Here is a 19,085-nt window from a genome sequence, read left to right on the forward strand (position 1 = left end):
CCTCTATATTCCCTATAAAAAGCACTCTAAAATAATTCAATCTCTTTACTGATTATCATTCTCAACAGACCACAAAAAAAATAAACTACCTAATTCTATTGTTCTATCACCTCTTCTTCCAAAAATGATATAGTCATAGAAAACCTCTTCCCCTGCTCCCCTCACTTCCCTTCCAATATTTCCACAACTAAGTCAATCTTAGCCTAATGCTAATTTTATTGTCAACTATATTACGTATAATTTTTTTAATATCTAAATTTTTTTATATACGGCTTTTTCTACAAAAAAAGAGGCTTCCTTTCATAGAAAGCCTCTTTTCTCTATTTTTCTACAGCAATTTCTTGCTTTTGAAACTTAGAAACTATATAACCAATTCCTATACCGATCATACCTGGAACTAGCCAACCAATCCCTACGCTATATAATGGGATTTTATCTAAAATAGGTGTTAGTTCTGCAATTTGAAGATCTGCATTGTGTAATCCATCAAAGAAGCTAATCGCAAATGATCCTACAATACCACCTACATACATCGCTAATGGAAGACGAACGTAGTTTTCAACGAGTGATAATACGATCAATACGATACCAATTGGATAAATTGCAATTAAAATTGGCAATGCTAATGCATTTAACTGAGTTAAACCAAGATTCGCTACCATAAATGCTAATACACAAAAAATGAAAACAACTTTTTGATAAGAAAGCTTCGGTAATAACGAAGAGAAATATTCTCCACAAGCTGCAACAATACCAACAGAAGTTGTTAAACATGCTGCTGTAATTGCGATGCCTAGTAATAACATTCCGTAATTACCAAATAAATGATTTACGACGTTTGTTAAAATGATCCCTCCGTTTGCTCCCATTCCAAGTGAAACACTAGAAGCTCCAAGGTAAGCAAGCGCCAAATAAACAAGAAGTAAACCAAGTGCTGCAATAAATCCTGCAAAGATTGTTACTTTCGCAATACTGTTCTTATTTGTAATACCTTTTGCTTTTAAAGCACTAATGACAACATTTCCGAAAACGAGTGCTGCAAGTCCATCTAAAGTTAAATATCCGTCGATAAAACCTTTAAAAAGAGGAGCACTATACGCTTCTGTCGGTGCACCAAACTCTCCCATTGGCGTAATAATTGCTTTACCTACAATAATTGCAATAACAGCTAACAAAATTGGAGTTAACACTTTACCGATGCGTCCCACTAATTTCGATGGGTTTAAAGCTAAATAGAAAGTTACTGCAAAGTAAATAAGTGTAAAGATAACAAGTGGATATGATTGACCAGCTATTTCACTTGGTAAAAACGGTGCAACACTCATTTCGTAAGCAACTGTTCCTGTACGTGGAACACTTACGAATACGCCTAAACATAAGTAAATTGCAGTGATAAAAACAAGTGCGAATATAGGATGTACACGTCCTGCTAATTCATTAATATCTCCCTTTAGAGCTATAACAATAACCCCTAATAAAGGCAGTCCTACACCTGTTACGATAAAGCCAAATAACGCGATCCATACATCTGTTCCAGCACCTTGTCCTAACGCTGGTGGGAAAATCATATTACCTGCACCGAAAAATAGTGCAAATAACATTAAACTTATTGCAAACATCTCAGAAAACTTTAAAGATGATTTCATTTCTACTAACCTCCTAAATAATTATCTGATTAACAAAATATTCTGAATCAAAGTCCGTCACATATCCTCTTTCAAGCATACTTCCCTATAAAAGAACGCAAAAAACACCCGTCCCTAACAAAGGGACGAGTGTTGAAATCGTGGTTCCACCCTTATTCTAATAAAATGAATTTATAACGAAATAAGCTCATTTTATAGCTCGTGTAAATTGATAACGGTTTTATCCGCCAAGAATTACAATGCATCATGCAGTTCACTCTTGAAGTTTAGAGGTGGTAAGTTTGTCTTTCCGTATTAGGAAGCTCACAGCCTAAGGCTTCCCTCTCTGAGAATCGTCAAAAACAACTCATGTCCTCATCATTACTTTTATAAAATATCTTGTCGAAACTTGTTGTTTTTTATTATATGGGCTATTTTTTAAAAAATCAATAGTTTTATTTTTTCTGACAAAAAAATATAGGGAGAAAACTTTTCTCCCTATAACTGCCCTATTAATATTTCTAATTCGTCAGCTGTAATGTTTCGCCATTTTCCAGATTCTAGTCCATTCAGCTCTATATTCATAATGCGTACTCGCTTTAGCTTTGTTACAGTAAACCCGAAAGCACGGCTCATTCTGCGAATTTGCCTGTTCATTCCTTGGGTTAAAACGATGCGAAATGTTGATTGATCGACTCTTATCACTTTACATGGCTTTGTTATTCCATCTTTAATCTTTACACCACTGGACATCATATCAATAAACCAATCTGTAAAAGGCTTATCAACCGTAACAACATATTCTTTCTCATGCTCATAATCACCGTGTAGAATTCGATTGGCAATCGTGCCGTCATTCGTTAATAAAATGAGTCCTTCCGACGCTTTATCTAACCGTCCAACAGGAAAGATTCGCTCTGGGTAATTGATATAATCAATAATATTATCTTCAATATGATCAGCTGCTGTACAAGTAATTCCAACTGGTTTATGAAAGGCGATATACACCTTTTCCTTCTCTTCTTTTGCAATAACCTGTCCATCAATCGTTACAACATCACCATCGCTCACGATTGTACCGTGCGTGCAAATTTCACCGTTAATCGCGATACGTCCTGCTTTAATAAGACGGTCTGTTTCGCGTCTTGAGCAGGATTTTACTTCGCTTATGTATTGGTTGATTTTCATGTTTTATTCCTTTTCTTATAGATTAAAAGCGTCAATCCATGGCAATATCATTATGCCAAGATTGACGCTCCTTTACTTCGCAAAAACAACTAAATAAATTACCCCAATCACCAAAAATATTCCGCAACAAGCTAACAATACTTTTGCAAGTTTGTCCATAAACATATAATGGTTTCCCCTTTTGTTTGGTTGTTTGCTATTTTAATTCGACAACTGTTACGCCTAGGCCTCCCTCGCCCATGTCACCGTAGCGGTAGTTTTTCACGCCGCGATGTTTCTTCAAGTAATCTTGTACACCTTGGCGAAGCGCTCCTGTTCCTTTACCGTGAATAATTGACACACGAGGATAGCTTGCAAGCTGTGCATCGTCTAAATATTTTTCAACGCGCATCATTGCATCTTCATAACGTTCACCGCGAAGGTCTAGCTCTAACGACACGTGATAATCTCTACCCTTCACACTTGCGACTGCTTTTTTCTCAGTTTGCTTCGGTGTATTAATGTATTCCATATTGGATTCTTTCACTTTCATCTTCAGAATACCAATTTGTACGCTCCACTCTGTATCACTTACTTTTTCAAGCAATTGACCTTTTTGACCGAACGTTAACACTTTTACTTCATCACCTGGTCGTAATTGTTGTTTCGGCGCTGTATTTTTCACATTTACTTTTTGTTTCTTCACAAGCTCTGGCGCTGCCCCTTCTAGACGGCTCTTCGCTTCAATAAGCTCATGGTCTTTCACATTTACAAGCTGCGCTTTACGCAATTGACGAAGTTCATGAATAATGCCTTCTGCTTCTTTCTTCGCAGCTTCGACTTTTTCTTCCCCTTCTTTTTGCGCTTTTAATAATTTTCCATCGCGCTCATCGTTAAATTCAATAATTTGACGCTGTAATTCACGATGAAGTTTTTCAGATTGCTTACGATGTTCTTCCGCTTCTTTTCGTTCGCGCTCTGCATTTTTTTGGCTTTCTTCTAGCTTTGCAATCATATTTTCGATTTTATTCGTATCTGTACTAATATGATTACGAGCGCGATCAATAACGCGATCAGACAAACCAAGACGCTTCGAAATTTCAAAGGCGTTACTACGTCCTGGTACACCGATTAATAATTTGTACGTTGGGCTTAATGTATTCACATCGAACTCAACGCTCGCATTAATAACTTGCTCACGATTGTATCCATATGCTTTTAATTCTGGGTAATGCGTCGTTGCAACAACGCGAGCACCACGGTTACATACTTCATCTAAAATAGAAATCGCTAGTGCAGCCCCTTCTTGCGGATCTGTCCCAGCACCTAATTCATCAAATAGGACTAAACTTTCAAAATCAGCTTTTTCTAAAATATCTACAATGTTTACCATATGAGAAGAGAATGTACTTAAATTTTGTTCAATCGATTGCTCATCACCGATATCAGCAAAGATGTTTTTAAATACACATATCTCTGATTCATCCATTACCGGAATATGAAGACCAGATTGCGCCATTAAGACACAAATACCGACTGTTTTCAGTGTAACTGTTTTACCACCTGTATTCGGTCCTGTAATAACGATTGTTGTAAAGTCTTTACCAAGCATAATGTTATTTGGCACGATAATTTCCGGATCAATAAGCGGATGGCGTGCTTGTTTTAAATCCATGTAGCGTTCATTATTTACGATTGGCTTCGTCGCTTTAATTCGCTTCGCATAAAGAGCTTTCGCAAAAATAAAATCAAGATTTGCAACTACTTCTACGTTTGATAAAATGATATCAGCTTCCACTGCTACTTCTTCTGTTAGCATCATTAAAATGCGTTCTACTTCTTGTTTTTCTTTCACACGTGCTTCTTGAAGCGCATTATTTAATTCCACGATTACTTGCGGTTCGATAAATAACGTTTGTCCAGAAGCAGATTGATCGTGAACAATACCACCATATACGCCGCGGTATTCTTGTTTTACTGGGATTACGTAACGTTCGTTACGAATCGTTACAATTGCGTCTGATAACATTTTTTGTGCGTTTGAAGAACGCGTCATGTTTTCTAATTTCTCACGAATACGGCTTTCCGCAGTACGAATTTGGTTACGAATACCACGCAATTTGTCACTTGCGCTATCGACTACTTCACCGCCGTCACCGATACAGTTTGTAATTTTCTTTTCTAAATCATATAAAGATACAATTTGCGCGACATGTCCTTCTAGAATTGGAAGCTCTACGCCATTCTCAGCCATGTCTTCAATAAATCGTTTCATCTGGCGGCTACCATACATCGTACTTGCGATTTCGATTAACTCATGCGGACTTAACATACTTCCAATTTTCGCACGCTTAACATTTGAGCGAATATCAGAAATCCCTCCAAGTGGTACATGTCCTTTTAAACGGATAACTTTCGCTGCCTCATCCGTTGTTTCTTGCAGTTCCACAATTTCTTCAAAATCTGTGCTTGGCACTAAATTCTTCACTTTATCACGACCAAGTGAAGATGCTGTATGTTCAAGTAATTGTTCTTTTACTTTATTGTATTCTAATACACGCAACGTTCTTTCTAACATGTTGCAGGTCCCCCTTGTGTTACTTATTACGTTTAATATAGTCTAATAAACGTTCAATATCCCATGTGTTAATCACGTTATCTTTTTGAATCCAACCTTTACGTGCTGCCGCTACACCTGTTTCCATATCTTCTAACATTTCAAGTGTATGAGCATCCGTATTAATCGCTACTTTTACACCAGCATCTTGTGCTTGTTTTAATAATTTCGCACTTAAATCTAGACGGTTTGGATTTGCATTTAATTCTAAAACTGTATTTGTTTCTTTTGCGAGCTGGATTAATAAATCTGTATCTACATCGTAACCCTCACGGCGCCCAAGAAGACGTCCTGTCGGATGGGCAATCATTGTCACATGTTTATTCTCAAGTGCAGTGCGAAGACGTTTCATAATCGTTTCACGGTCTTGTGAGAAGCTAGAGTGAATGGCTCCAATGACATAATCTAGTTCTGCTAATACTTCATCATCAAAATCAAGTGTCGCATCTGGTAAAATGTCCATTTCGATTCCGCGCAAAATTGTAATGTCTGGATACTTTTCATTCATACGTTCAATTTCTTTCGCTTGTTCACGAAGACGCTCTTTCGTTAAACCGTTCGCTACTTTCAAGTATTGCGAGTGATCAGTAATTGCCATAAATTTATACCCACGAGCACGACATGCTTGTACCATTTCCTCAATTGAAAAAGCACCGTCACTCCACGTTGTATGCATATGTAAATCACCCTGTATATCAGAGAACTGAATTAAGTTCGGATACTCTTTAATTAATTCAATTTCTTTTCCATCTTCACGCACTTCTGGTGGGATGAATGGAAGACCGAAATGAGCGAAGAAATCCTCTTCCGTTTCAAATGTTTTCACTTCACCTGTTTCTAAGTTTTCTACACCGTACTCACTAATTTTCTCGCCTCTATCTTTCGCAATTTGGCGCATTTTTACGTTATGGTCTTTTGATCCTGTGAAATGGTGAAGAGTTGTAATAAATTCTTCTGGTTTTACTAAGCGGAAGTCAATTGAAATATCATATTCATATTGAAGACGAACAGATACTTTCGTATCTCCACTTGCAATCACTTCAATCATATTATCAAATTGTAGTAAATGTTCACGTACTACTGCTGGCTCTGTCGTTGCAATGATGAAATCTAAGTCCTTCACTGTCTCACGAACACGGCGTAAACTACCAGCACGTGAGAAACGGATTATTTCAGCAACATTCGACAATTTCTCCTCTATTTCCCCGGCAATAGGCAATACCATCGCAATTGGTAAACGCTCTGGACGAGAGCCTACTTGATCAATTGCTTCTAATATTTTCTCTTCTGTTTTCTTACCAAATCCAGCTAAAGCTTGTACTTTATTTTCTTCACAAACAGCTTTTAACGTTTCCATATCAACAACACCAAGTTCTTTGTATAACTTGGCCACCTTCTTACCACCAAGGCCTGGTAGTTTTAATAGTGGTAATAAACTGCTTGGCACTTCTTTTTCAAGTTCTTGTAGTACTTCAGATGTTCCCGATTCTATATATTCTTGAATAACTGCTGCCGTTCCTTTTCCGATACCTGGAATCTTTGTGAAATCTTCAATTTCAGAAAGACTACGGTCATCACTTTCTAGCGCTGCCGCCGCTTTACGGAATGCAGATATTTTAAATGGATTTGCGCCCTTTAGTTCCATAAACAGGCCGATTGTCTCTAGTAATTTGATAACTTGTTTTTTATTCACTTTCATCATTGCCCCGCCTTTCTTTCATAGAAAAAAACTTCTCTTTCCGAAAAAAGAGAAGTTACACTCTGCTACCTGTCTGCCATAGTTCCTTCACCTTTTCAGAAAGAATCGGTGTATCGTCTACAATTATTTTGCTAATTGATGATTTTTGTAATGGTGTTTGTATTTGTTCAATTGGAAGAATTGATCCAACAATAATTAAGACAAACAGAATGATATACACTTCTAAAAAGCCAAGAAGTGCCCCAGCAACCGCATTGACTTGCTTTAAAACTGGGATTTCTGCAAACATATTCAGTAAATTACCAAGTAGTGAAAGTGCGATTTTTGTAATAATAAATAATACGATAAACGCAATTGCTTGATAGAAGACACCCTCAATATTATTCGCATCTATCCATTCTGGAACAGAAACATTCTTATCAAATGGATACGGAATAATTTTCGCAAGTGCTGGCGCTAAATCTTTACAATACCAGTATGCAACGAGGTATGCGATAATAAAGCTTGTTAACTTTACAAGTTGCAAAATAAATCCTCTGCGTAAACCGAGGAAGAATCCCATAACAAGCAATAAAATGATAATAATATCAATCATGTTTATTCAATTCCTTTTTGTGTCATACTTTCTTTCAATTTCTCATGTTCTTCTTTTAATTTTATGTAATCGTGTATGACGTTTACCGCCGTCAATACCGCTAGTCTACTCGTATCAAGCGAAGGATTCTTGGCATTGAGTTCGCGCATTTTATCATCCACAATCGCTGCTACCATGCGGATATGACTTGTACTTTCATCGCCAACAACTGAATATTGTTGACCATATATTTCTACATTAATTCGACTTTTATTTCCCTTTTGTTGTGACAACTCACCGGCCTCCAATCACGTACAGAATCCTAAAGTTTATCATACCATGAACCATCATAATATGGAAACAGAAAGAACAATCCGATATGATAAAAATAACAACATAAAAAAGGAGCGACCATTTTGTCAAATTCTATCGTAATACAAACAAGTTCTACAGTAATTGAAGACATGAAACAACAATACAAACAAGCACTTAGCCCCAAAATTCCGCAAGGCGGTATCTTTATGGCAAAGGTTCCATCTTGCACAATTACAGCTTATAAATCAGGGAAAGTGATGTTTCAAGGTGGACGTGCTGAAGCAGAAGCTTCTCGTTGGCAAACCGTCTCTCAAACACCAAAATCAGCTGTAAAAAAATCGGTCAATTCACATCGTTATGCGCCGCCCGCTTCCATCGGCACAATGTCTATTCTAGGATCAGACGAAGTAGGTACTGGTGATTATTTCGGACCGATGACAGTAGTTGCTGTATATGTGGATGCGAAGCAAATTCCACTTTTAAAAGAACTCGGTGTAAAAGACTCCAAAAACTTAAATGATGCTCAAATTGCTGAGATTGCAAAACAACTCCTTCACGTTGTTCCTTACAGCTCCCTCGTTCTTCATAATGAAAAATATAACGAGCTATTTGATAAAGGAAACAACCAAGGTAAACTGAAGGCTTTACTGCATAACAAAGCCATCACAAACTTATTGGCTAAAATTGCACCTACAACACCTGAGGGTATCTTAATCGACCAATTTACACAGCCTGATACATACTATAAATATTTAGCGAAACAAAAACAGGTACAGCGTGAAAATGTTTATTTCGCTACAAAAGGTGAAAGTGTCCATTTAGCAGTAGCCGCCGCTTCTATTTTAGCTCGTTACTCATTCGTAAAACAATTTGACGAACTAAGCAAAAAAGCTGGTATGCAACTTCCGAAAGGTGCTGGTAAACAAGTTGATATTGCCGCTGCTAAATTAATTCAAAAAGTCGGTAAAGAAAGACTACCTGAGTTTGTGAAAGTGCATTTTGCTAATACAGAGAAGGCGTTTCGGTTACTGAAAAAATAACTACTTTTTAGTATCGACAGGATATGGATGAACTAAACAAGGCGAAAAGAATTGAATTCTTTTCGCCTTTTATGAATGAAAAATGGATAAATAGGATCTCACACGTTCCTATTTTTGCCGCACTTCTTATTTATATCTATATATTTAAATTTAATCTGATATATATTCATTTACTATTCACCTAAAAAAGAGAGTCTCCATGACTCCCTTTTTATGTTTAACTTCGTTTCTGCTTCTTATTTGATGAAGGTACTTTATAAGAACCCGTTTCATGCGTAGTCGTTCCTTGTCCTTCCACTTCCGGAGAACCTAAGCTTGATCTAGAATGGTCTGTTTTCACTTTCTTACTCATTACAATCACCCCCAAGATTACTTTTCACTTAAGAGTAAAAAACTATTCAGCATAACCATCTGAACATATACTGGCTACTCTTTTATCCTCCTGTCTGTTTTTCACTAATGTCCCATAGACGTTTTGCGGCATCCTTATCCAAGGCAGCTTCAGACATTTTTCCTATTTGCTTATCGGCATAGTAATAACCACTATGATTAGTAAATTCAGTTGATTCTGCTAGCCATACTAGAGTTTCAGCACCTTTCTCGGGTGTACGAGAGAAAGGTTTCATTGCTGCCATAGTTAAGCGAGCAACTAGACCATTGTCCTGGTTGAAATTCGTAGCCACTAGCCCTGGATCGAAGCTGTATGCACTAACACCCGTCCCCTCCAACCGCTTTGCCAATTCAGCGGTAAATAAAATATTTGCTAGTTTTGATTGCGCATAACGCATTGTAGGACCACCCATGAATTTCTTAGCACCACGATACAGTTGTTCTGCATCTAAATCACCGAAATCAATTCCCTTTTTAGTCATTTTGTGACCGTGAGATGCGGTGGTGATAACACGAGCAGGAGCACTTTCTTTTAAACGCTCCAACAGCAAATTAGTGATTAGGAATGGACCTAAATGGTTAACCGCCCAAGTCATCTCCAAATCGTCCTCTGTAAGCTGCCTTGTTTGAAATAAAGCACCAGCATTATTCACTAATATATCTATTCTCGGACACCTTTCTAAAATATCAGTAGCTACCCGGCGTATAGATTGTTGGGAAGCCATATCAGCTAAAAATAGATCTATCATCACATCCCCATTCGTTACATCCTTAATTTGAGCAATAGCATCATTCGCTTTTGCCTCGTTGCGTGCAATAATTCCTAGCTTGGCACCGCGCTCCGCAAATGCCTTAGCTGCCGCTAATCCAATACCACTTGTTGCACCAGTGATTACTATATACTTGTCACGCAATGTCCACTTTGTATGACTTGGAATTTCCCCCATTGTACAAAAACCCCTTCCCTTGCCCATAAATATTTCATTCGTTTTACTATATGTGAGAGATGAACGAACCTATGAACAACATTTTTCCAAACAAAAAAAGCGAGAGCAGTTGCTCTCGCTTTTTTCATCTTAAAACTCAGAAGAACCTGGAGTTCTTGGGAATGGAATTACGTCACGGATGTTAGCCATACCAGTGATGTACATTAGGAAGCGCTCGAAACCTAGACCGAATCCAGCGTGTTTTGTACCGCCGTATTTTCTAAGTTCTAAGTACCACCAGTAGTCCTCTTCGTTCATACCTAATTCTTTAATTCTGTCTACTAAAACGTCCATTCTTTCTTCACGTTGGCTACCGCCGATTAATTCGCCGATGCCAGGAACTAGAAGGTCAGTAGCTGCTACTGTTTTACCATCTTCGTTCATACGCATGTAGAATGCTTTAATGTCTTTCGGATAGTCAGTTACGAATACAGGGCGTTTGAAGATTTCTTCTGATAAGTATCTTTCGTGCTCTGTTTGTAAGTCAATACCCCATTCTACTGGGTATTTGAATTCAGCACCTGATTCTTGAAGTACTTTAATTGCTTCTGTATAAGTGATGCGACCGAAGTCAGAGTTGATCACGTTGTTCATGCGCTCTAGAACTGTTTTATCAACGAAGCTGTTGAAGAAGTCCATTTCTTCTGGTGCATGCTCTAGTACGTATTTCATTGCATATTTCAGCATATCTTCTGTAAGATCCATTACATCACCTAATTCAGCGAATGCAATCTCAGGCTCAACCATCCAGAACTCCGCTGCGTGGCGAGTTGTGTTTGAGTTTTCTGCACGGAATGTAGGTCCGAACGTGTACACATCACGGAATGCTAATGCATAAGCTTCAGCGTTAAGTTGTCCACTTACTGTTAAGTTTGTTTCTTTACCGAAGAAGTCTTTTGCTTCGTCAACTTGTCCGTCTTCACCTTTTGGTACGTTGTTTAAGTCTTGCGTTGTTACGCGGAACATTTCGCCTGCACCTTCTGTATCACTACCAGTGATGATTGGTGTATGAACATGTACGAATCCACGCTCTTGGAAGAATTGGTGAATTGCAAATGCTGCGATAGAACGCACGCGGAATGTTGCAGAGAATGCGTTTGTTCTTGGACGTAAGTGAGCGATTGTACGTAAGTATTCAAACGTGTGACGCTTCTTTTGAAGTGGGTAATCAGAATCTGATAAGCCCTCGATATCAATTTTTTCTGCTTTAATTTCAAATGGTTGCTTCGCTCCAGGTGTTGCAATTACTTTACCTTCTACTTTAACTGAAGAGCTTAGTGGAAGCTTTGCAATTTCTTTGAAGTTCTCTAATTCTGTATCGAAAACGATTTGAACACCTTTGAAGAAGCTACCGTCGTTTAATTCGATGAAACCAAATGCTTTTGAATCACGTAAGTTACGAATCCAACCCGATACTTGTACTGTTTGATCTGCGTATTTATCTGTATCTCTATACAGACTTTTTACTAATGTGTTTTCCATAGTAAAATTCTCCTTTACTCATATATTTAAATACAAAAAAACCTTTCATCCATAAAGGGACGAAAGGTTAAACTTCGCGGTACCACCCAATTTGTCATAAAGACCAACTTTAACTCGTATGTAATACATACTTCCCGGTTTGTAACAGGCCGGATTCCCGTCTAAGTCTACTCTTGAATACAAGTTTCAATTTCGGTTAGCAACTCCAAGGTGTTCTTCACATATACCGCCTCATCAGGCTCTCACCGCCCCTGACTCGCTTTAGATTATAGTATATACTACTTTTCCTTATCATCGTCTTTCGTTTTGTTAAACTAAAATTAATGTACTACATTCGAGGGAAAGATGCAAGACGCCAGAAAATATATCAGCGATTTTTGCAATATATCGACCGCAACTTCAAATATATCAGCGATTTTTATAATATATCGACTTACCAACAACTTTCGACAATCGCATCATAAAAAAAAATTGCCGGAATTAATCCGGCAATCTTTTATTACTTACGTAACTCCGCACCAAACTTCTCTTCTACCGCTGTTAATACACGGCTATGTGCTTCTGTTACTTCTTCGTCTGTTAATGTACGTTCTGCATCGAAGTAGTTCATAGAAAATGCAAGTGATTTCTTGCCTTCTTCCATTTTTTCACCTTCGTATAAGTCGAATAGTGTTACTTCTTTTAGAAGTTCTCCGCCAGCTTCAGCAATTACTTGCTTCATTTCACCAGCTTTTGTTTCTGCTGTTACTACAACAGCCATATCACGTGTCATAGATGGGAAACGTGGAATTGCTAAGTAGTAAGTTTCCTCAGCGTCTGCACCGAATACTTTTGCAAGAGATAATTCGAATACGAATGTATTTTTCACATCTAATTGTTTTTCTGTTTCCGGGTGCAATTGACCGATGAATCCGATTGCTTCACCATCTAATACGATGTCAGCTGTACGGCCTGGGTGCATACCTTCACGTTTTGCTGGTGCATAAGTGATTTGGTTTGCAACGCCAAGTACGTCGAATAATCCTTCTAATACACCTTTAACAACGAAGAAGTCTACAACTTTCTTCTCACCTTGCCATGCATGGTGAAGAGCAAGACCTGTCATAACACCTGCAAGATGTTGTTCTTCTTTCGGAAGTTCTCCTGCTTCTGTTGGTAAGAAGATAGAACCTACTTCATATAAAGCAACGCTATCGTTTTTACGTGCAACATTGTATGAAACTGCTTCTAACAATTGTGGTACTAAGCTTAAACGAAGTTGGCTACGCTCTTCGCTCATTGGAAGCGCAAGATTTACAGGAGCTTTTTCGTTTGGTTCAACCATGTATTGTTTCGCTTTGTCAGCACTTGTTAATGAATATGTGATTGCTTCATATAAACCAGCACCTTCTAGGAAGCGGCGTACTTTACGACGTTTCGTTTGTGCTGATGTTAATTTACCACGTGTCATTGTTCCAGATGGTAATGTAACTGGAATGTGATCATAACCATACAGACGACCTACTTCTTCTACTAAGTCTTCTGAAATTGTAATGTCAGGACGACGTGCCGGTACATTCACATGGAATGTTCCTTCTACTTCTGTGAATGGGAATTTTAAGTTTGTGAACATTGTACCCATTTCACTCGCAGCAATATCTGTACCTAATACACGGTTTACTTTTTCAGCAGTAACAGATACTGTACGTTCTTGCACTTGTAAGTTATCAGCTTCTACTACACCTTCAAGTGCTTCTCCGCCAGCATATTTTGCCATTAAAGCAGCTGCGTGTTGAATCGCTTCAAATGTACGTGTTGGGTCGATTCCTTTTTCAAAACGTGCACTTGATTCGCTACGAAGACCTAAGTCTTTTGATGTACGGCGCACTGTTTGACCTGCAAAGTATGCAGACTCAATTAGAACGTTTACTGTCTCACTATCAACTTCAGAATCCGCCCCGCCCATTACACCAGCAACAGCTAAAGCTTTTTCACCGTTTGTAATAACAAGGTGGTGGCTTTGTAATTTACGCTCTTGATCATCTAATGTTTGAATCCTTTCGTCTTCTTTAGCTAGACGAACAACGATTTCTTTTGAACCTAATTTATCGTAATCGAATGCATGTAATGGTTGACCGTATTCCATTAAAATGTAGTTTGTAATATCAACTACATTACTAATTGGACGAATGCCAGCTGCCATAAGGCGAGTTTGCATCCACATTGGTGATGGACCAATCTTTACGTTCTTCACCATTTTTGCAATGTATAACGGGTTTTCTTCTTTCGCTTCTACACTTACAGAAATGTAATCAGCTGTTTTTTCTGCTGATTCTTGTAAGTTGATAGCTGGAAGTTTTACTTCACGGCCGTAAATAGCAGCTACTTCATATGCAACACCTAACATGTTTAAGCAATCTGCACGGTTTGGTGTTAAACCAAGCTCAAGCACTTCATCATGTAAGTTTAAAATTTCAAGTGCATCTGCACCAACTTCAGCGTCACTTGGGAAGATGAAGATACCGTCTGCATATTCTTTCGCAACGAATTTTCCATCAATACCAAGCTCTTGAAGAGCACAAACCATACCGTGAGAAGCTTCCCCGCGTAGTTTTGCTTTTTTAATTTTGAAGTTACCAGGAAGTACAGCGCCAACTTTTGCAACTGGTACTTTTAAACCTTTTGCAATATTAGCAGCTCCACAAATAATTTGAACTGGCTCTTCTTCACCAATATCGATTAAACATTTGCTTAATTTATCAGCTTCTGGGTGTTTTTCACATTCTAATACGTGACCAACTACAACACCTTTTACACCTTTATTTAATACTTCAACACCTTCTACTTCAATACCACTTTTTGTGATTTTGTCTGCTAGTTCTTGTGCTGTTACATCTTTAATATCTACATACTCTTGTAACCAACGATATGATACGAACATATTTATCCTCTCCTTCCCTTACGCTCGTTTGAATTGTTGTAAGAAACGTACATCATTTGTATAGAAATGACGAATGTCATCTACGCCGTATTTCAACATTGCGATACGCTCTGCGCCCATACCGAATGCGAAACCTTGATATTCTGTTGAATCATAACCAGCCATTTCAAGTACGTTCGGGTGAACCATACCTGCTCCTAAAATTTCGATCCAGCCAGTCCCTTTACAAGTGCCACAACCTTTACCGTGACACATCATACAAGAAATATCCATCTCTACAGATGGCTCTGTGAATGGGAAGAAACTTGGACGAAGACGGATTTCACGATCTTCACCGAACATCTTTTTCACGAATACTTGCAGTGTACCTTTTAAGTCACTCATGCGAATGTTTTTATCAATTACAAGACCTTCAATTTGCATGAATTGGTGTGAATGCGTCGCATCATCGTCATCGCGGCGATACACTTTACCAGGACAAATAATTTTAATCGGTCCTTTTTCTTTATTCTTTTCCATCGTACGTGCTTGCACAGAAGATGTATGTGTACGTAGTAACGTTTCTTCTGTAATGTAGAATGTATCTTGCATATCACGCGCTGGATGATCTTTCGGTAAGTTTAATGCTTCGAAGTTGTAGTAGTCTTTTTCTACTTCTGTTCCTTCAGCTACTTCATAACCCATACCGATGAATACATCTTCAATTTGTTCAACAACTGCTGTTAACGGATGGTGACAACCTGTTTCAACAGGACGACCTGGCAGTGTAACATCAATTGTTTCAGTAGCTAATTTCGCCTCAATTACTGCTTTTTCTAAGTTGCCAATTTTGTCTTCTAGACGCGTTTGAATCGCTTCACGTACTTCATTTACTAATGCTCCCATACGTGGACGCTCTTCTGCTGATAATTTTCCCATGCCGCGTAATACTTCTGTAATTGGACCTTTTTTCCCTAAATACGCTACGCGTACGTCGTTTAAGCCCTTTAGCTCTTTCGCTTCTTCAATAAGCTCTAACGCTTTTTGCTTTAGCTCTTTTAAACGTGCTTCCATTTGGAACCCTCCTAATTTTAAAAATAAAAAAACCTCGCTCCCAAAAAGGGACGAGGTAAATTCGCGGTACCACCCTAAATTGACAGAACAAGTCTGCCCACTCATTAGTTATAACGATCAATTCTGACCGGAACGCCTTTACATATAAATGGTCCTGGCGCCAACTCCAGAGGTGAATTCACTTCCATCTACCATAAGAATGCTTTCAGTCTACGGCACTCTCTCCCTATATGGCGATTTTGTAAGCTACTCTTCTCTATCAACGTTTTTCGTTATTTAACTTTTATTGTATGTTCATTACGAACATATACTTCAACTTATTATAAGAAGTTTTTTATTTGTTCGCAACTGGGCTTTGTAAATAATACGTTAAAATCCCTGCTGCAACCGCAACATTTAATGATTCTGCCCCTCCGTAAATCGGAATATACAAGTTTTGATCCGTTTTCGCAAGAATTTCTTGGCGTACGCCACTTCCTTCATTTCCTACAATTAATGCAAAACTTCCAGCCGGGGTTACTTCACCAAATGGAACTCCATTTTCAAGAGCCGTTCCATATACAGGGACGTTATTTTCTTTTAACTTGTCTACCCATTCTTCTAAATTCCCTTTTACAACCGGTAAATGGAAAATAGAACCCTGTGTAGAGCGTAGTACTTTACTATTATAAACATCAACGCACCCTTCTCCAAGCACAACGGCATGAATACCAGCTGCATCAGCTGTACGAATAATCGTTCCCAAATTACCTGGGTCTTGAAGGCCGTCTAATAAAAGAAATTTCCCATCAGTAAGAGCTACTTCTTTCTCATGTTTCTCACAAACAGCAAATACGCCTTGCGTTGTTTCTGTTTCGCGAAGTACTTTTACAATTGCTTCAGGCACAATATACATTTCAACATCATTAACTGTCCAATCTTTCGGAAGATCTGTCTGATCTGAAACGATAAGTTCTGTTACAACTCCTGCCTTTAACGCTTCCTCTACTAAATGGAATCCTTCTACAAAAAATAAACCTTTGTTATCGCGCTCTTTTTTCGTCTGCAGCTTTTTCCACTGCTTCACACGCGGGTTTTGTACTGAATCAATGTTTTTCATAATATGTATTTCCCTCTCTTCTTGTCTTATCATTATAGCCTATTTTTCATACATATTTACATTAAAAAGAACAAAAACTAACGTCAGTTTCAATTCTGAAGAAGAGGTGAAGATAATGAGTTTTAATTTACGCGGCGCTGTATTAGCGAATGTATCTGGAAATTCACAAGACCAATTACAAGAAACGATTGTCGATGCAATTCAAAGCGGTGAAGAAAAAATGCTTCCAGGTCTCGGCGTTTTATTCGAAGTCATTTGGAAAAATGCTGATGAAAATGAAAAACACGAAATGTTAGGAACACTGGAGCAAGGATTAAAAAAATAAACAATAAAAGGTCACCTTAGAAAAAAAACTAAGGTGACCTTTTATGTCTATAAAATTTTTCTTCTCCTAAACATTTCTACTTTACTAACGCTGATTGATGGAGTACAATGTTCAAAATACATTTAAACCGATCGATTTTCTTCATATACATCATTAGATAAAGTGAAACTTTAATCAGTGGGGGTTTTGTTCATCCCCACTGATTATTAGTTGAACCAATCGGGCTTTTACGGGCAGTCGATCTCCTACCTAACTTCCTCGCATTCGCCAAATTTTGAGGTGGGAGTCTTACTGCCCGTTAAATCGGGATAAAAGGAGTGAATGTTTTATGCACCGTATTACGCTTGAACAAATTTTTAAACATCACATTACGCAAAAATATGTAAACCGTTCTGGAATGGTCCACGCGATTGCTGTCGCTTACCATGCGTTTCACTTAGCCAAAAAACATCACGCCTCAGTCGATACTGCGACAAAGGCTGGCTTCCTTCATGATATCGGACATCATACGTGGTACACAGGCGGCGAATGGGACTATGACTTGTATAAAAAGAATGATATACATGCGATTAAAGGGGCAGAAAGATCTCATAAATTGCTTATTAGATTAGGAGAACATCCGAAACTAGCAAAAGAAATTTCTGTTGCAATTCTTCTGCACACTGATTCTTTCCTAGTAGAACAAACACTTGAAAGAACACCTCTACAAAACGTTATTAAGTGGGCGGATGAAGCCGATGAAGAGCCAGGCGGCGCACATCATTATAGAACGATTTCTTATGAAAAAGCATTGAAAGCAATTCAGCAATTAGACCGATTGGTAGAACGTGAATTACAAATAGAGCAAAAGAAATCGAATGACAAGGCAGAACATAGTTATCAATGAGAAAGAGGCATCACTATAGGGTGATACCTCTTTTATTATTTTGCGAAAAATACACCTTTGTATGTAATATTTAAATGTTACACTCAAAAGCGAAATACTTTATAATTAAATATACAAATATAAAGAGGTGATTTTACAAATGCAACCCGCTACACAACTTTCTAATGAACAGAAATACTCTATGTCATGGGGACAATTTATTAGCTCCGTTTTATTCGCTTTTTTCGGAACCGGACTTATTACTGTGTTCCTCGCAATGCCCTTAACAATTTATACAGCCGGTCTTACAGATAAAAAACAAATTGCCCTGTATGAATCTATTGCAAATACTGGAAGTATCGTATTACAACTAGCCGTGTTGTTATTCTTCATTTTTAAATTCGAACCCGCAAAAAAATTACTACTAAAATCTTTTAACTTTAAAGTACTTAAAGAATGGCGTACATACGTATACTTACTTCTTTTCTTCGCTATAAACATTATACTCAATTACATCTTGTTAAATTATGTGTTCCAAGACGCAACAAAGCAGCAATCTTCCGCACTAAACTTAGACGTTTTTAAGCAGTATCAAATATTATTACTTCTCGGCTTCGCTATACTCACACCAATTTTTGAAGAACTTATTTTCCGTGGCTTTATACTTCGCTTCTTCTCAGAGCGCTTTCCATTTTGGATTGCAGCCATCATAACAAGCTTCTTCTTCGGTATCGCTCATACATACTCACTTGGAGTAATGGTAATTACTTTCTTCATGGGATTATTAATGGCTATTTTATGTAAAAAAACAAAATCCATTATTCCAGCTATTTTATTTCATATTATGAATAATATGTTGGCATTCTTGAGTTAAAAAGAGGTATCATCGCGATACCTCTTTTATTAATTCGTATCATCACTTCTCATT

At 37.9% G+C, this 19,085-nt stretch carries 16 protein-coding genes and 3 other annotated features; of the genes, 4 read left to right on the forward strand and 12 right to left on the reverse strand.

Going from position 1 to position 19,085, the window contains the following annotated elements; translation table 11 throughout:
* Nucleotides 1-320 precede the first annotated feature (320 nt).
* The 6 genes from brnQ6 to zapA form a co-directional block, all read right to left on the reverse strand.
* Nucleotides 321-1,646, reverse strand: a complete 1,326-nt coding sequence (gene brnQ6 / locus AB3X48_RS07235; protein ID WP_016106304.1) for a branched-chain amino acid transport system II carrier protein BrnQ6 — start codon at nucleotides 1,644-1,646, stop codon at nucleotides 321-323.
* Nucleotides 1,647-1,764: 118 nt separating this feature from the next.
* Nucleotides 1,765-2,016 (reverse strand) — a binding site (T-box leader).
* A 107-nt stretch (nucleotides 2,017-2,123) separates the two neighbouring features.
* Complete coding sequence (locus AB3X48_RS07240) at nucleotides 2,124-2,813, reverse strand: 23S rRNA pseudouridine(2604) synthase RluF (protein ID WP_016106305.1); 690 nt, start codon at nucleotides 2,811-2,813, stop codon at nucleotides 2,124-2,126.
* Between the two features lie 196 nt (nucleotides 2,814-3,009).
* Nucleotides 3,010-5,370 carry an endonuclease MutS2 gene (locus AB3X48_RS07245; RefSeq protein ID WP_016106306.1) on the reverse strand — a complete coding sequence of 787 codons (2,361 nt, stop codon included), beginning with the start codon at nucleotides 5,368-5,370 and terminating at the stop codon, nucleotides 3,010-3,012.
* A gap of 19 nt (nucleotides 5,371-5,389) precedes the next feature.
* The gene (gene polX / locus AB3X48_RS07250; RefSeq protein WP_070129045.1) at nucleotides 5,390-7,108 is read right to left on the reverse strand and encodes a DNA polymerase/3'-5' exonuclease PolX; all 1,719 of its coding nucleotides are present in this window, start codon (nucleotides 7,106-7,108) and stop codon (nucleotides 5,390-5,392) included.
* A 55-nt stretch (nucleotides 7,109-7,163) separates the two neighbouring features.
* Entirely contained in the window at nucleotides 7,164-7,703 is a 540-nt protein-coding gene (locus tag AB3X48_RS07255) for a CvpA family protein (RefSeq protein ID WP_002015450.1), read from the reverse strand.
* Nucleotides 7,704-7,705: 2 nt separating this feature from the next.
* Nucleotides 7,706-7,975, reverse strand: a complete 270-nt coding sequence (gene zapA, locus AB3X48_RS07260; protein ID WP_002112165.1) for a cell division protein ZapA — start codon at nucleotides 7,973-7,975, stop codon at nucleotides 7,706-7,708.
* A gap of 123 nt (nucleotides 7,976-8,098) precedes the next feature.
* On the opposite strand from zapA, the gene rnhC reads away from it, so the two are divergent.
* Entirely contained in the window at nucleotides 8,099-9,037 is a 939-nt protein-coding gene (rnhC, locus tag AB3X48_RS07265) for a ribonuclease HIII (protein WP_016106308.1), read from the forward strand.
* Between the two features lie 217 nt (nucleotides 9,038-9,254).
* Here the strand turns inward: rnhC and AB3X48_RS07270 are convergent, their stop codons facing one another.
* The 6 genes from AB3X48_RS07270 to AB3X48_RS07295 all read right to left on the reverse strand — a co-directional run bounded on the left by AB3X48_RS07270 (nucleotide 9,255) and on the right by AB3X48_RS07295 (nucleotide 17,000).
* Nucleotides 9,255-9,389, reverse strand: coding sequence for a YuzL family protein (locus AB3X48_RS07270; protein WP_002112167.1), 135 nt, complete (start codon nucleotides 9,387-9,389; stop codon nucleotides 9,255-9,257).
* An 82-nt stretch (nucleotides 9,390-9,471) separates the two neighbouring features.
* The gene (locus tag AB3X48_RS07275) at nucleotides 9,472-10,374 is read right to left on the reverse strand and encodes an SDR family oxidoreductase (RefSeq protein WP_016106309.1); all 903 of its coding nucleotides are present in this window, start codon (nucleotides 10,372-10,374) and stop codon (nucleotides 9,472-9,474) included.
* Nucleotides 10,375-10,503: 129 nt separating this feature from the next.
* Nucleotides 10,504-11,895, reverse strand: a complete 1,392-nt coding sequence (gene asnS, locus AB3X48_RS07280) for an asparagine--tRNA ligase (protein ID WP_016106310.1) — start codon at nucleotides 11,893-11,895, stop codon at nucleotides 10,504-10,506.
* 52 nt (nucleotides 11,896-11,947) lie between these two features.
* Nucleotides 11,948-12,199, reverse strand: a binding site (T-box leader).
* A gap of 195 nt (nucleotides 12,200-12,394) precedes the next feature.
* Nucleotides 12,395-14,815 (reverse strand): phenylalanine--tRNA ligase subunit beta, encoded by a 2,421-nt coding sequence (gene pheT / locus AB3X48_RS07285; RefSeq protein WP_016106311.1) that lies wholly within the window; start codon nucleotides 14,813-14,815, stop codon nucleotides 12,395-12,397.
* An 18-nt stretch (nucleotides 14,816-14,833) separates the two neighbouring features.
* Nucleotides 14,834-15,868, reverse strand: a complete 1,035-nt coding sequence (gene pheS / locus AB3X48_RS07290; RefSeq protein ID WP_016106312.1) for a phenylalanine--tRNA ligase subunit alpha — start codon at nucleotides 15,866-15,868, stop codon at nucleotides 14,834-14,836.
* A 43-nt stretch (nucleotides 15,869-15,911) separates the two neighbouring features.
* Nucleotides 15,912-16,140, reverse strand: a binding site (T-box leader).
* 62 nt (nucleotides 16,141-16,202) lie between these two features.
* The gene (locus AB3X48_RS07295) at nucleotides 16,203-17,000 is read right to left on the reverse strand and encodes a TrmH family RNA methyltransferase (protein WP_002160277.1); all 798 of its coding nucleotides are present in this window, start codon (nucleotides 16,998-17,000) and stop codon (nucleotides 16,203-16,205) included.
* Between the two features lie 82 nt (nucleotides 17,001-17,082).
* Between AB3X48_RS07295 and sspI the strand changes: the two genes are divergently transcribed.
* The 3 genes from sspI (at nucleotide 17,083) to AB3X48_RS07310 (ending at nucleotide 19,031) form a co-directional block, all read left to right on the forward strand.
* The gene (gene sspI / locus AB3X48_RS07300; protein WP_000009511.1) at nucleotides 17,083-17,292 is read left to right on the forward strand and encodes a small acid-soluble spore protein SspI; all 210 of its coding nucleotides are present in this window, start codon (nucleotides 17,083-17,085) and stop codon (nucleotides 17,290-17,292) included.
* A 328-nt stretch (nucleotides 17,293-17,620) separates the two neighbouring features.
* Nucleotides 17,621-18,178 (forward strand): HD domain-containing protein, encoded by a 558-nt coding sequence (locus AB3X48_RS07305; protein WP_016106313.1) that lies wholly within the window; start codon nucleotides 17,621-17,623, stop codon nucleotides 18,176-18,178.
* A 139-nt stretch (nucleotides 18,179-18,317) separates the two neighbouring features.
* The gene (locus tag AB3X48_RS07310) at nucleotides 18,318-19,031 is read left to right on the forward strand and encodes a CPBP family intramembrane glutamic endopeptidase (protein WP_016106314.1); all 714 of its coding nucleotides are present in this window, start codon (nucleotides 18,318-18,320) and stop codon (nucleotides 19,029-19,031) included.
* Nucleotides 19,032-19,085 lie beyond the last annotated feature (54 nt).

This window comes from Bacillus sp. S4 (assembly GCF_040838205.1).
GTDB classification, from domain to species: Bacteria; Bacillota; Bacilli; order Bacillales; family Bacillaceae_G; genus Bacillus_A; species Bacillus_A cereus_U.